A 14,286-nucleotide genomic window follows, 5' to 3' on the forward strand; every position below is an offset into this window, starting at 1 on the left:
ATTAACTCATAGTTATTTATTAATAAATTTAACATAATATCATATGTTAATATTATAATAACATTAATATTATATTTATAACCATATAATAATTTTATTATAATAATAAAAACTCAACAACACATTCTGAATAAAAAAAAGCTTAATAACCTCCTATTAAACTTAGCTCACACCATATTATAGAACTATGAATAAAAATAATTATTTTAATATATAAGCAAAATTTAATCCATTTTTATAAAAAACAGAAATAATTTAAAAACAATACACCCTACAAGCATTGAATATAAAATTAATAGAAAATATATAAAATAACATTAATTAAAAACAAATCTATTTAAAGTATAATTTAATAAATGATACCGTAGTGATTATAATGAATAATGATAAAACAATTAAAGAACTTGAAAAAGAAATCACAAGACTACATGGAGAAATAGATGAATTAAAAAATAACTATAGAAAACAATCCATGGAAGTAGGACAACTAGTATTTGAAAATGAAGATTTAGATTTTAAAATAAATAAATTAAAAAAAGAAAATTCAGAATTAAAACTTGAAAATGAAGAATTAAAATCATTTAAAAAAGAAGTTGAAACATCAAAAAGTTGGAAAATAAAATCATTACTTAAATAATTAAAATTAGATTAAGATGATTATAATAAATCATCCAAATAAGTTATATAATCATCTTTTCTTGGTGCTACTTCCACATCACAATCATCAGCAGGATATCCTATTATAGCATGACCTACACCCACATAATTATCAGGTATATTCCATACTTTAAGTAATTCTTTACCCTGAAGGCTTTCAAATTCTTCTTTTGCTCTATGAATCCAACAACTGCCAAGACCTAATGCATGAGCAGCATTAAGAATATTTCCTAAAACTAGAGAAGCATCTTGAACATAATTAGGATTATTTTTATCACCGAGTACAATAACTAAAGTAGATGCACCATAAAATGGTTTAACATTATTTCCTCTTGCTTCAAGAACAGCTGGTGGGAAAAATGATTTGTTCCATTCTTCTATTCTATCAATTATATCTTTTCTTTGAGTTACAAGAATTCTAGGTGATTGACTTCCTAAACTTGTAGGTGCATATGTTCCAGCTTCTAATATTTTTTCTAAGTCTTCTCTACTTACTTTTTTATCACTAAATTTTCTGATACTGCGTCTTGTTTTTAAATCTTCTAATGTTGAATTCATAATAACAAATCCTTTTTCTACAATAATTTATATTAATATATGTTTTTAAAAATTATATTTTTTTCTAGTGATTAAATAAAAATAGATTAAAAATTATTATAACAATACATGTCAACAAGCATGTAAAACTTCAATTAATGCTCCATATTAGGAATCCATCATATGTTTCATTTTTTTAACAACATTTTGAGAAGAAAGAATTCCGGATACTCTCTAAGAAGAACAATTAACTGAATTGATATGTAGATGTGATGATTGTCAAGATGCATGTCCATTTAATATGAAACATGACTGGACACGATGAAAAGACTTCATCGGACTTAGTGATGTAGAACTTTTAAAACCAGAAAATATAATAAAAGCTTCCGATGAAACACTCATTGAAAAAGTAGTTCCACGAACAGATAAACATATAATTCCAGAAAAAGTAGATACACTTAGAAAAACATCAGCAAGATCTATTAGAAATAGAAATTTAAAAATTATGAACTAAAATATAAATAATGTTAATAAAATACTCATAACTATAGAATAAAAATAAATAGAGTTTTACAATGATGAAATGTCCTAATTGTGGTTATACAAATCAAGATAGAACATGTTGTGTAATTTGTGGTCAAGACTTAAACACAACATATCATATACAGAATAATGAACCACAAAACAACTACAATACACCACAAACAACTACAAACACATATAATTCCTATGAAAACCCCAAATATAATAATCAAAATCAGGAAGATAATGATTATTATCCAGAATATAATGACACAAATAATTATTATGATGACAATTCCCAAGAGCAATACACTCAACCAAAATATACTCATAAAAAAAGTAAAGCACTTATATTTATATTAACCCTAATTCTTCCAGGATTTGGTCAAATATACTTAGGAGATATTCTTAAAGGTATAATTCTCTTTGTTCTATGTTATGTATTAAGAATATCATCAAATCTATTCCTACTACTATTATGGTTTATTCTATATATTTATACCATGCAAGATGCCCTGGTAAAAGTAGATAGATATAATGAAAATGTAAAATAAAATCCCACCTACTTTTTTTATAAAAATTTATTTAATCGTTTTATTGCATCTAGTTTATCTTTTTTATCTATTTTTGCTTCATTGATTGCATCTTTTATAGTATTTATTGAGTGATCATAGACTTCTCTATCTACTGGGTATGGAAATCCATCTTTTCCACCATGAGCAAAACTATATTTCACAGGATCTTCCCAACTAGCCTTTTCTCCATAAATTAAATCACTTATCAATGCTAGTGCTCTTATCTTCTTTGGACCTATTCCTTTTAGAGAAATTAATTCTTTATAATTTTCTGGTTGAATTTCATATGCATTTTTAAGTACCTTGAATTCATTATCTGATAAATCCATATCCAATACTTCATGATGAGCAGGCATTGTGAAAGATTCTTGATTATTAAACCCTGTTACATCATGAGTTTCTTGTTTGAAATCAAAGAAATCTGTGAGTAATGTTTGTTTAGAATCTTTTCTTCTAAAGTATGTTCTTAGATGTTCTGGATTATCATTAATTAAATCTACACTAATTTTTTGAACTTCACTACTATCCTTTGCGGACATATTTAGTGTTTCTTCTTGTTTTTTGTCACATTCAATTCCAGTATGAGGGTCATTTAGAAAATTATCCATATCTGTATTCATCCAATGATATCTACGTGCATATCCACTTCCAGTATTCATTCCTTGTTGTACCACTGCCCAATCTCCAGATTCTGTTAAAAAGAAATTATGTTGGTATAATGTGTAAGTATCTTGAATACAGGAGTTATCTATTTTTGCAGATAATTTTGATGATTCAATTAATGTGTTTGTAGCCTTTGTACTTATATTAAATGTAGATGATATATCCTCTAATTGCCTAGGTGTTTTTCTAGAATTTTTTCCTTTACCTCCAAGTACTGCTATACCATGTTCTTCAGGATTAAGACTTGCTCTTAGTGCTCCACACGTAGTGGTTGTTGTTCCAGATGAATGCCAATCAAATCCTATTACACATGAAAATCCTTGAAACCAGTATGGATTTGATATTCGTTCCAAGAATTCTTTTTGACCATATTCTTCAAGTATAACTTCTGTTAAAGCTCCAGATAATTTAACCATCCTCTTCCATAACCATGGTGGTGTATGATTAGAGTGTAATGGAAGATTAGTAATTCCTTTTCTCTGCATAATACTAATTATTTTTAAATAGAATTATAAAAGTTAAGGGAATATGATAAGTAATATTCTAATTAAAAAAAAGGAGTTAAATTATGAAAAAATTAAAAAAAAATTAGAATAATCCAAAACAATAATAATATACTTTCTTAGTTAAAATAAATTTAAATACAATTAAAATTAAAAATGATTAATAGACTCAAAAATGGCAGGTGAAACTAATGGATAAAAAGATAATATTAGTTGTATTAATTGTAGCTTTAATAGGAATTGTTGCTGCAACATATAATATTAATACAGATACATTAGCTAATCAATTAGCATCAGTAGGCATTGAAGATGGTGCTACTGAAAGTGCTACTGATTTAGTAGCAGAAAGTGGAGATTCAGCAAGTACACCTACCTCCAGTGATTCATCAAGTGCAACCACAGGCAGTTCCAACAATGACAATAGTAATTCAGGAAACAGTAATAGTAACTCAAATGCACAGACAACAACATCCCCAACCAACAAGATAACATCACAAAATAAAACAACAAACAACCCTATTTCACAAAATAAAACAACAAAATATACAATAAGTCAAGCAACAGTATTAGCAAATAACTGGATGACTTCACAATCAAGCCATACTACTGCTAAAGCATCATATCGCAGTACATTTACATCATCTGGTGATGAATATTATGTATTTATATTCCGAGAAAATGGTAAAGTAGTTGGTGAAATTGAAATGAATGCACAAACAGGATCTGTTACTGGAGGAGCATTTGAAGGAGAAGTAAATCCACATTCTAATAATACAACTAACTAAAAATATAATATTCTGAGAATTATTTCTCAGATAACTCTCTTTTTTTAAAAAATATATATAAATTTATTTTCTAATCTAAATCTTCCTAAAAAAATAAATAAAAATTGTGATAAATAGTTTAATTGGAAATCAAATATAATAGGAAACAAACAATGGATTTATATTTATTAGAAAATATATCAATAATTTTAATTACAGCAGTAGCTATCCTATTAATTTTTAATAAACTTAAACTTCCATCAATGATTGGACTTTTTTTAACAGGAATTATTCTGGGCCAATTTATTACTTCAACAGAAATTATAACCAGTATGTCGGAATTAGGAGTTATATTTTTATTATTTATTATAGGTTTAGAATTTTCAATTGAGAAATTTTCGGCAATAAAACAATATGCTGTACTGGGCGGTTTAATGCAGGTTGTTTTAACAACTATTTTAATTACTATTATAATGTATATTGCTCATTTCCCACTTAATTCATCAATATTTATGGGATTTTTAGTGTGTTTCAGTAGTACTGCTATTGTAATGAAGCTTATACAGAAAAAACGTTTAACTCATTCATTACAAGGTAGGGTAACTTTAGGTATTCTTATATTTCAAGATATAGCAGTTATTATTGTACTTTTACTTACACCATTACTTGGTGGTCAATCATTAGATATGAGTACTTTACCCATAACACTTGCAAAATTAGTAGGTCTTACAATAATTATCATTCTTGGAGCCAAATGGATTGTTCCTAAAGCACTTCATGAAGCTGCACGAACTAAAAATAGGGATTTGTACATGTTATTTATCCTATTTATATGTCTAGGAACTACTTATGCAACATCTCTTGTTGGAATATCTCCAGAACTTGGTGCATTTATTGCAGGTTTACTTATATCTAATACAGAATACAGTCATCAAACACTTGGATATATTCAACCATTCCAAGATGTATTTATGAGTATATTCCTTATATCAATAGGTTTAATGATAAATGTAAGTTATTTTATTAATAATATCTTATTAATCATAGCTTTAGCAGTACTTGTACTTATTGTTAAATTCTTAGCAACATTTATAACAGGACATGTTTTAAAAATACCTGTGAAGACAACAATTGCAATTGCAATTCTTTTAAGTCAAATTGGGGAATTTTCATTTGTACTTGCAACGGAGGGTATGAAATATGGCTTGATAAGTGAAGGTTTATTTACAGCATTCTTATCTATGAGTATAATTACAATGTCTGCTACACCATTCTTACAGAGAATTACACCAGAGATTGTGAATTTATTTAAGAAGATACCTTACTTCCAGATAGATGATGAATTAAAAACAATACAACCTACGGAAGTATTAGATGAAGAATTAGAGGATCATGTGATTCTTGTAGGATTTGGTGTGAATGGTAAAAATTTATCACAAGCTTGTGAACATTATCATATACCTTATGTTATTGTTGATGTAGATCCACTTATTGTGGAAAAAGAAAAAGCATTAGGTCTACCAATTATTTATGGTAGTGGTGGTAGTGAAAGTGTATTGAAAGAGTTGAAAGTAACTTCAGCAAAATGTATAGTTATTGCTACATCAGATTATGAAAGTACTTTAGAAACTGTGGATACTGCAAGACGTTTAAATCCAAATATTCATATAATTGTTAGAACAAGGTATTTGAAACATGTTGATGAGGTTTATGAAGCTGGCGCTGATGAGGTTATTCCTGAAGAATTTGAAACTAGTATTGTGATGTTTAGTAGAGTAATGGACTACTATAACAAAGATTCTGAAGAAATAAATGATACTCTTGAAAGTTTAAGAGCAGATAGTTACAATGTATTCCGTTGTATTTCACCAGAGGAAATTAAAACATCACTTAGTGAAAGACTTACTGATTTAAATATTGATTCAATTTATGTTACAAAACAAAAACAATTGAATGAACTTAAATTTAGGGATTATAATTTAACTGTTACATCAATTATTAGAAATGATAAAACTATTACAGGTATACATCCTAAATTTGAATTAGAAATAGATGATTTAGTATTATTCACAGGAAAACCTGAAAATATTGAAGAATTTTTAAAAGAAACTTTTATTAATCAAGAAATTTAAAATTTGTAGAAAATTTTAATTTTCTTTTTTCACTTTTTTAAAAAAAAATTTAAAATAAGTGTTTAATTTTTTTAATGTGTTAATATTTTTTTGAATTTGAATTAGGTATAAATATATTTCTAGAATTATTATTTTTAAATAACATTCCCAAGTAGATTATTCTTAAACATTACTTTTTTATTCTGGTAATGGTATTAATAATGGTATTATGTACAATACTGCAAAAAGAATTATTAATTCTGCTGCTATTTTTATTGCATCCTTTGTGGAATTTTCCATTTTGTTATTCACCTTTTAGTTTTAATAATATGTTTAATATAATATATTACTTTTTAAAATATTGAATACCTTAAAGAATAAGATTTTATACTTATCATATAAATTTAAGTTCACCTAAATATATATAGTTATGTATTTTAATTTAAAAAATAGAAAGAGAAAAAAAATTTAACTCAATAGTTCAGTAATTTCATTATTATGTTTAGCTATTGTTTTTGAAACTCTTTCAAAATATGCATCATTATATAATTCATCATCGCTTTCACGTTCTTGAGCTGCATTGAAAAATTCATCATCAATTTGAAGTACTTCACTAATATAACCATCCTCCAAGGAATTAGTTGAAGAATCTTTTGGATTATATGCACGATTACTTCCATCAAATGCTGGACAAACAACTGCACAATACTTTAAATCATATAATGAGGATTCCCTATTAATTCCAGTTGGATCAGGTATATTATATTCTTTTTTTAAGTACTCTTTTTCTTCATCACTGAATGTACGTATAGGAGCACAGAAAGGAATCCTACTTATTACATAACGATTATCAAAAGATTGTGCTAATCCACCTTTAACTAATGATTCTACCATAAATCGTGTTGGTGATTCAATAGACACATACCTATCAAGAGATATAGTATCAATAACATCCTTTACTAGTAAATTATTTCCACGATATTCAGGTATTACATAAATGTATTGAAGTGTTAATGTTTTATGTTCATTTGCATCGCCACCTTTATAAGTACTAAAACCTACAACCTTATCAATATGTACTACTTCCTTAAATATCATGCATTCCTCATCATCAGGTATTTTAAAATTATTTTTATTCATATCATCTAAAATATATGAATAATGTTGTTCTAAAATTACATGTATAGGTAAACTATATCTATGTTCAGGATCATTAGGATCTACACTAAATATTTGACCTTCACCATTACTTCTTATGATTATATCTTTTTCTTTCACCATTAGCATCGTCTCTTTTAAAGTCATACAAGGTTATTAATATAATATTTGATATTAATTAATGATATATTTTATTTAATAAATTTTTAATAATATATTTTCTAAAATTTAATCAAAGTCATAATTTAATTTACCCGTTATGATAAATGTTAAAATACATGAAAATATAACAAATACTAAATAAATTAATGCCACATTACTTACTGTTGTGTGAATAACTAAGCCACTAATTAAAAGATTTGTGAGAGCTGTACCACCATCAGTTATGATATATGTTGTAGCTAGAACTCCCGCCATGTCTTCTTTTCTTGTTCTGTAAACTATATTATTCATACATGATGTGAAACATAATCCACAAAATAGTGAGGCTATAATATTAAACATCAAAAATAATATGAAATATGATTTAAATAGTGCTATGTTTACAAATATTAATGCTATTGTAAAACCTAGAATACCCATCCTTTGAGCATCTTTTATAGATAATCTATTAATTAATGTACTTCCAATAATTTGAGGAGCAATAATACTTGTATAAATTATTGCAGCTATTAATTTACCAGTGCATCCAAAATTTAATAAAGCCATAGATGAACTAAAGCTTTGATAGAATCCCGAAATTGTATATGTTGAAACAAATATTATAATTGAAATTGGAATAAAACGTCTTATATTCTGTGGAACTTTTATTTCAGGTTTAATTGAAGATAAAACACCACTACTACGAGTAATTGTTTCTTGACTTATTATTATCATGACTATACAAATTATAAGTAGAATACTTATTAGTATAAAAATGTTAGCTATCCATGCTGGATTATTATCAACAATACTTGCTGAATTTAGAGCTCCTATACTAAATCCTATTAATGGAATATTTGTTGACATAATTACACCCAAATTTGAGTTTGGTGGAGCAGTATCTAATATGAATGTTTGAATACATCCAGCAGACATTCCACAACTTAATCCTTGTAACAAACGCCCCAAAAGAAACAAATTAGAACCATTTACATATACAAAACTTATACAACCTATTATTGCAAATATAATTGTTGTTATAATAATAGGTTTTCGTCCCAGATAATTACTGAGTCTTGCAAAAAATAGGAGACTAATTACATTTCCTGTGAAGTATATAAAAGTACTCATTGAGAGTATACTATTTGAAATACCATATAATGATTGGTATGTTGCATAAAAAGGAATAGCACTACTACTTGCTATACATACGACAGCCATAGTCATTGTAGCGGCAATAAAACTTAATTTCATTTTAAATGTATATTCAACCATAATTATCACATATTAGTAATTATAATTTTTATAAAAAGTTCTTAAAAAAGAATATCATATAGAACTATTGGAGAAAATAGAAATATAAATAATAATCTAGAAAACAGAATAATAAAGAAAAAAAACAGATATTATAAAATTTTGGTGATATATTGCCTAATGAAAATATGATAGATAATACTAGTAATATAGAACTTATGTTAAATTATCCTAGAAAAGCTCTTTGGAATATGTCTATTTCTCTTATTATTTCAATGTTTATTACAAGTATTTACAATGTAATTGATGCTATATGGGTTGCTGGTTTAAGTGCTGATGCACTTGCAGGTGTTGGTTTTGTTACACCAATATTTATTGCTATTATGGGTATTGGTAATGGTTTAGGTGCTGGTTCTGCATCTGCACTATCTAAGTATATTGGTGAGGATAATAAGAAAAAAGCAGATAATGGTGCTGTTCATACACTATTTATTAGTATTGTTGTTGCCCTTGTTACTACGATAGTATTACTTATTTCATTAAAATCTATTCTTCTCTTAATAGGTGCAGGTAGTACTATTAGTTATGCTATAAGTTATGGAAATATTATATCAGTAGGTTCTATTTTTATTATATTGTCTAATGCATTGTATGGAACTTTAAGAGCTGAAGGTGATACTAATAGAACAATGTATGCTATGTTATTTTCAGCAATCATTAATATAATCCTTGATCCATTGTTTATTTATGGACTAAATTTAGGTGTTAGTGGAGCAGCATATGCAACAATTATTTCATTAGTATTTGTTAATATGATATTGTTTTACTGGTTTTATGTAAAAAAAAATACTTATTTAAAGCCTAATTTATCTAATTATGTTTTTAGTAAAAACATATCTCTTGATATTTTAAAGGTAGGTTTTCCTGCTAGTTTGGAACTAATAAATAATGCTGTTTTTGCGGCTTTATTTTCATTGCTATTAACTATTATTGCAGGTACTGATGCTGTTGCTGTGTATTCTACTGGTTGGAGAATAGTTACTTTTGGTACTGTGCCTATGCTTGCTATTGGTACTGCTTTAGTTTCTGTTGTTGGAGCTAATTATGGTTCTAGAAATTATGAGAATATTCGTGTTGTTCATAGGTATTCTATGAAGATTTCTATATTTTTTGGAGTTTTATGTGCTGTTTTAACATATGTTTTTGCTCCTCAAATTGTAGCATTGTTTTCATATACTGGTAGTAGTATTCGTTTGTCTAGTAGCATGGTTAGTTTCCTTTGTTGTATTGTATTTTTCTATCCTACTATGGCTGTTGGTGTAAATTCCACTTATCTTTTCCAGGGTGTTGGTAAATGTTTAACTGCTATGTTTCAAACAATTTTTAGAGAACTTGGTTTTACCTTGTTATTTGCAGTAGTATTTGCTATGATTTTTAATATGGGTGAATTTGGTGCATGGCTTGGTATTGTATTTGGTGAGTTTGTTGCTAATAACATTACACTGGTTTGGGCTGATATTTATATTAGAAGACTTATTCAAAATAAGTCATTATAACCTCTTTTTTTATAAATTTTTAATAAAATGTATAATTTAATAACCTGTAATCTATATTATGTGTTTATTTTTTAGATATTTGAAAATAAGTTTTGTTTTAATGAAAAATAAGTATTATTAAAAAAAGTAGTTTAGGATTATATAGGATTATAATCCAAGCAATGTTTTAAATCCGATGAGTATGAGTATGACTCCCCCAAGTATTTCAAATTTATCACCAAAGTAATTCCCCAATTTTTTACCAAGGAAAATTCCAATTATACTAAAGATAAATGCAACTACTCCAATTATTGAACATGGCATCCATAAACTTGTATTGAGTATAGCAAATGTTAAACCTACAGCAAATGCATCAATACTTGTTGCTATTGCAAGAAGAGTTACTTCCTTAAAGTCAAAGTCATCAGTTATTTCTTCTTCATCATCTCCCAAGCTTTCACGAATCATATTAAGTCCTATACCAACTAGTAATATAAATGCAATCCAGGGTGCAATTGTAGATATAAGTGAACTAACTGCAGTTCCACAAAAATATCCAAATACTGGCATGATAAATTGGAATCCACCAAAGAATATACCATACCATAATATTTGTATTTTAGTTAGGTTTTTCTGTGTAAATCCCTTTGTTAAAGAAACACTGAAAGCATCCATTGCTAAAGCTATTGCTAATAATATTACTGAAATTAAATTCATTTCCATATTACCATTACCTTATTAGTTTAATATAAAAAAATTAGTTTTACTGTATTTAATCATTTATTAAAATAATTTAATATAGGTTATTAAAAAATTATGATGTGAATAATAAAAAAAAGTTTATATGGAAATTATCCTTATTAGATAATTTCTTCCCTTTCTTTTGAAAATAATAGGTGTTTTGAATTTGAAAGAAAAAAAATTATGTATTATCCATATATACTTCTTTTTTGTATTTAATAATATCTTGAATAGTAAGAACGGGCATATTATGTTCTTTTGAGAATTCTATGATTTCTGGCATTCTTGCCATTGTTCCATCAGGGTTTGTTATTTCACATAATACACCCATTGGTTTAAGCCCTGCCATTTGCATAAGATCTATGTTAGCTTCAGTATGACCTTCTCTTTCAAGTACTCCTCCATTTTTTGCTCTTAATGGAAATACATGACCTGGATGGTGTAAATCTTCAGCTTTAGCATTATCAGATACACATGCTTTTACAGTTGTAACTCTATCTTTTGCTGAAACTCCTGTCGTAACTCCTTGGGCAGCTTCTATTGTTATGGTAAATGCTGTTTGATATGTACTTGTATTATCAGATACCATAAGTGGAAGTTCTAATTCATCTGCTTTATCTTCATTCATACATAAACAGATAATCCCACTACCTTCACGTATGAGAAGTGCCATTTGTTGTTCTGTAACTGTTTGTGCTGCAAAGAACATATCTCCTTCATTTTCACGAGATTCATCATCAGTTACAATAACACCTCGTCCTTCTTGTAGTGCTGAAAGTGCTATTTTAACTCTTTCAATAGAAGTTCCTTCTAACATGTCTTCATGATTCATTATATTATCTCCTTGAAATTAAATATATATGAACCAGGGCTTTATAAAAAAAGATTAATGTAATTTTTTGAGTTTACACATTCTCTTTCATCCAGACTTTAACTGTCGGTTTTGGATTTTCACCAAATCAACATTAACTATTATATTTAATGCTCGTGGACTTATTATATTTAATATATAATTCACCACCGGTGGAGACTTTCACTCCGCCCTGAGAACAATATTAAGTTTATAATTATTATTTTAAATATTTTTTTATGTTTATTATAAAAAGAGTAAGTATGTATTATATACTTACATTATAGAAATTTTATTTCTATTATTTAATAGTTTTTCATCGAGTAAATCCATAGTATTATTGGAACTTGTGAATTTATCATTGGAATCATTTTCATAGTTTGTGTAGTTTAATAATGTTTCTTCTAAATCTAATTGATTCATGAGTAATAATTCTTCTTCAATTAATTCTTGTTGTGTTAAATTATCAAATTCACCTGTTTTTTCTATATTGTTAAGTATAGTTTCCATTGTTTTAAATGCATCTTCGCATACTTTATTTGTTAGTGAAAATTCATTTTCTTGTCCAATTGTTAACATAAGATTCATCTTCTTCTAAATGACATATATTTCTAATTTTAATATTGGTGGTTATATTTTTATTATGAACTACTTATTATATCAACATATATTAATATATAAATCTTTTCATCATATAGTTATATAAAAATAATTAAAAAACAAAATATAAAATAAATAATAACATAATAGAACAAACAAAAGAAAGAAAAAAATAAAACTAACATAAAAAAATAAGGACTGAAAATATGGAAAAAGAGAAACTAAAACTAATAAAAAAATGTCATGACCCTGAAGAATACGGATACCTATATGGATTAAACCAAGAAGTAACAGATGAAGAAATGGAAAAAGTAAAACCATACATGACACACTTTAAACCAACATTATTTAAAAATGTAATGAAAATAGAAGGAAACCCCCATGGATGGATGTGTACATATGAAAATGCACATCTTGTAGAAGAAGCACTAAACATAACAGAAACACTCAAAAAACAAGAAGAAGATAGAAAAATTCAAAGACAATACTATGATGAACATAGAAAAGAAAAAGAAGATGCTCAAATAAAAGTAGAAAATGCATTTGCAAACAAACCAAGACCAAGACAAAAACTAAGAACACTACTTAATGTAGCACAAGTAACATATGATCCAGCAAATAGTTTCAGAGACAACAACCATTATGGTGGAGGACATTTATTTATTGTTACCAAGAAAAGTATATGGTACATCATGAACAATGGACGAGATGAAGATAACTGGAACATAAATAACATAGAAATAGAAGGAAAAGGTGGAGCAATTGGATTTAAGCATGAATACACAGAAGAACTTCATAATTTAATAAAAGTCCTAACAGAAAATAATGAATATTCAGGCGACACATACATAGAGGAATACTAATGACAGAAAAAACACAAGACCCACTAAAACTAGTACTAAAATGTATAGACTATGAAGAATATGGAAACCTATACGCACTAAATCAAGACATACCCGATGAAGAAATGGAAAAAGTAAAACCATACTTCAAAAAATATGCACCAACAGACTTTAAAGACATAATGAACATAGAAGGAAATCCATATGGATGGATGTGTCAAAAAGAAAACATACCACAAATAGAAGAAATACTAAACATAACAGAAACACTCGAAAAACAAGAACAACAAAGAGAAGAACAACAAAAAATACTCAACCAACAAAGAAAAGAAAAAGATAAAGCAATGGATAAAATAGAAGAAATATACACAGGAGCACCAAGACCATCCAAGTTTCTGAAAAAACTACTAAAAAAAGCAGACATTGTATATGATCCAGGAGACTCATACTACACAGACCATAAATATGGAGAAGGACAACTCTTCATCATAGATAAAAACTACATATGGTACATAATAAACAATGGACGAAGTGATGATGACTACACACTAAACAATATAAAAACAGACGGTCCTGGAGCAGTAGGATTCAGAGTAGAATATACTGAAGAATTACATGAACTCATAAAAATAGTATCAAGTGAAAATCAATACAAAGGTAAATAACTAAAAAAAAATATTTATCTTTTATAACCTTCTTTAAATAATCAAAAAAAATCTCATTTTAAATTATTAATTAAAAATATATTTATAAAAATTAGAATCTTAAATTTACTACAAAAACTAGAACTTTAAAAAAAACTGCATAATAAATTCCACTTAAAATAATTGCCA

At 27.0% G+C, this 14,286-nt stretch carries 14 protein-coding genes and 1 riboswitch; of the genes, 7 read left to right on the forward strand and 7 right to left on the reverse strand.

The genetic code is table 11. The features are described from left to right. Positions 1-376 precede the first annotated feature (376 nt). Positions 377-637, forward strand: coding sequence for a hypothetical protein (locus NL43_RS07785; RefSeq protein ID WP_069593491.1), 261 nt, complete (start codon positions 377-379; stop codon positions 635-637). A gap of 20 nt (positions 638-657) precedes the next feature. On the opposite strand, the gene NL43_RS07790 is transcribed toward NL43_RS07785, so the two are convergent. After that, positions 658-1,215, reverse strand: coding sequence for a nitroreductase (locus NL43_RS07790; protein WP_069593492.1), 558 nt, complete (start codon positions 1,213-1,215; stop codon positions 658-660). Positions 1,216-1,769: 554 nt separating this feature from the next. Here NL43_RS07790 and NL43_RS08205 point away from each other — a divergent pair. Further along, positions 1,770-2,270 (forward strand): TM2 domain-containing protein, encoded by a 501-nt coding sequence (locus NL43_RS08205; RefSeq protein WP_084790470.1) that lies wholly within the window; start codon positions 1,770-1,772, stop codon positions 2,268-2,270. Positions 2,271-2,287: 17 nt separating this feature from the next. On the opposite strand, the gene NL43_RS07800 is transcribed toward NL43_RS08205, so the two are convergent. Continuing rightward, positions 2,288-3,439, reverse strand: a complete 1,152-nt coding sequence (locus NL43_RS07800; RefSeq protein WP_069593493.1) for a DUF763 domain-containing protein — start codon at positions 3,437-3,439, stop codon at positions 2,288-2,290. 209 nt (positions 3,440-3,648) lie between these two features. Here NL43_RS07800 and NL43_RS07805 point away from each other — a divergent pair, with 209 nt between their 5' ends. Continuing rightward, positions 3,649-4,242 (forward strand): hypothetical protein, encoded by a 594-nt coding sequence (locus NL43_RS07805; protein ID WP_069593494.1) that lies wholly within the window; start codon positions 3,649-3,651, stop codon positions 4,240-4,242. Positions 4,243-4,394: 152 nt separating this feature from the next. Continuing rightward, complete coding sequence (locus NL43_RS07810; protein ID WP_069593495.1) at positions 4,395-6,353, forward strand: cation:proton antiporter; 1,959 nt, start codon at positions 4,395-4,397, stop codon at positions 6,351-6,353. A gap of 447 nt (positions 6,354-6,800) precedes the next feature. Here the strand turns inward: NL43_RS07810 and NL43_RS07815 are convergent, their stop codons facing one another. Together NL43_RS07815 and NL43_RS07820 are read right to left on the reverse strand one after the other, a co-directional pair. Then, complete coding sequence (locus NL43_RS07815) at positions 6,801-7,613, reverse strand: hypothetical protein (RefSeq protein WP_069593496.1); 813 nt, start codon at positions 7,611-7,613, stop codon at positions 6,801-6,803. A 105-nt stretch (positions 7,614-7,718) separates the two neighbouring features. Then, entirely contained in the window at positions 7,719-8,906 is a 1,188-nt protein-coding gene (locus tag NL43_RS07820; RefSeq protein WP_069593497.1) for an MFS transporter, read from the reverse strand. 152 nt (positions 8,907-9,058) lie between these two features. On the opposite strand from NL43_RS07820, the gene NL43_RS07825 reads away from it, so the two are divergent. Continuing rightward, entirely contained in the window at positions 9,059-10,441 is a 1,383-nt protein-coding gene (locus NL43_RS07825; protein WP_241776243.1) for an MATE family efflux transporter, read from the forward strand. Positions 10,442-10,588: 147 nt separating this feature from the next. Here NL43_RS07825 and NL43_RS07830 read toward each other — a convergent pair whose 3' ends face one another. The 3 genes from NL43_RS07830 to NL43_RS07840 form a co-directional block, all read right to left on the reverse strand. Further along, positions 10,589-11,143, reverse strand: coding sequence for a manganese efflux pump MntP family protein (locus NL43_RS07830; RefSeq protein ID WP_084790471.1), 555 nt, complete (start codon positions 11,141-11,143; stop codon positions 10,589-10,591). 199 nt (positions 11,144-11,342) lie between these two features. Beyond that, the gene (gene ribB, locus NL43_RS07835) at positions 11,343-11,993 is read right to left on the reverse strand and encodes a 3,4-dihydroxy-2-butanone-4-phosphate synthase (protein ID WP_069593498.1); all 651 of its coding nucleotides are present in this window, start codon (positions 11,991-11,993) and stop codon (positions 11,343-11,345) included. Between the two features lie 75 nt (positions 11,994-12,068). Continuing rightward, a riboswitch (FMN riboswitch) is annotated at positions 12,069-12,216 on the reverse strand. Between the two features lie 71 nt (positions 12,217-12,287). Further along, positions 12,288-12,590 (reverse strand): hypothetical protein, encoded by a 303-nt coding sequence (locus tag NL43_RS07840; RefSeq protein ID WP_069593499.1) that lies wholly within the window; start codon positions 12,588-12,590, stop codon positions 12,288-12,290. Positions 12,591-12,817: 227 nt separating this feature from the next. Here NL43_RS07840 and NL43_RS07845 point away from each other — a divergent pair, with 227 nt between their 5' ends. After that, on the forward strand, positions 12,818-13,474 hold the full coding sequence (locus tag NL43_RS07845) for a hypothetical protein (protein ID WP_069593500.1): 657 nt from the start codon (positions 12,818-12,820) through the stop codon (positions 13,472-13,474). Further along, the gene (locus NL43_RS07850; protein WP_069593501.1) at positions 13,474-14,118 is read left to right on the forward strand and encodes a hypothetical protein; all 645 of its coding nucleotides are present in this window, start codon (positions 13,474-13,476) and stop codon (positions 14,116-14,118) included. The genes NL43_RS07845 and NL43_RS07850 overlap by 1 nt, the downstream gene beginning before the upstream one ends. The last annotated feature ends 168 nt before the right edge of the window (positions 14,119-14,286 follow it).

This window comes from Methanosphaera sp. WGK6 (assembly GCF_001729965.1).
In the GTDB taxonomy this organism is placed as follows: domain Archaea; phylum Methanobacteriota; class Methanobacteria; order Methanobacteriales; family Methanobacteriaceae; genus Methanosphaera.

Coding starts and splice junctions, on each gene's coding strand:
- NL43_RS07785 (WP_069593491.1), top strand. CDS start 377: ATGAATAATGATAAAACAATTAAAGAACTTGAAAAAGAAATCACAAGA.
- NL43_RS07790 (WP_069593492.1), bottom strand. CDS start 1,215: ATGAATTCAACATTAGAAGATTTAAAAACAAGACGCAGTATCAGAAAA.
- NL43_RS08205 (WP_084790470.1), top strand. CDS start 1,770: ATGATGAAATGTCCTAATTGTGGTTATACAAATCAAGATAGAACATGT.
- NL43_RS07800 (WP_069593493.1), bottom strand. CDS start 3,439: ATGCAGAGAAAAGGAATTACTAATCTTCCATTACACTCTAATCATACA.
- NL43_RS07805 (WP_069593494.1), top strand. CDS start 3,649: ATGGATAAAAAGATAATATTAGTTGTATTAATTGTAGCTTTAATAGGA.
- NL43_RS07810 (WP_069593495.1), top strand. CDS start 4,395: ATGGATTTATATTTATTAGAAAATATATCAATAATTTTAATTACAGCA.
- NL43_RS07815 (WP_069593496.1), bottom strand. CDS start 7,613: ATGGTGAAAGAAAAAGATATAATCATAAGAAGTAATGGTGAAGGTCAA.
- NL43_RS07820 (WP_069593497.1), bottom strand. CDS start 8,906: ATGGTTGAATATACATTTAAAATGAAATTAAGTTTTATTGCCGCTACA.
- NL43_RS07830 (WP_084790471.1), bottom strand. CDS start 11,143: ATGGAAATGAATTTAATTTCAGTAATATTATTAGCAATAGCTTTAGCA.
- ribB (WP_069593498.1), bottom strand. CDS start 11,993: ATGAATCATGAAGACATGTTAGAAGGAACTTCTATTGAAAGAGTTAAA.
- NL43_RS07840 (WP_069593499.1), bottom strand. CDS start 12,590: ATGTTAACAATTGGACAAGAAAATGAATTTTCACTAACAAATAAAGTA.
- NL43_RS07845 (WP_069593500.1), top strand. CDS start 12,818: ATGGAAAAAGAGAAACTAAAACTAATAAAAAAATGTCATGACCCTGAA.
- NL43_RS07850 (WP_069593501.1), top strand. CDS start 13,474: ATGACAGAAAAAACACAAGACCCACTAAAACTAGTACTAAAATGTATA.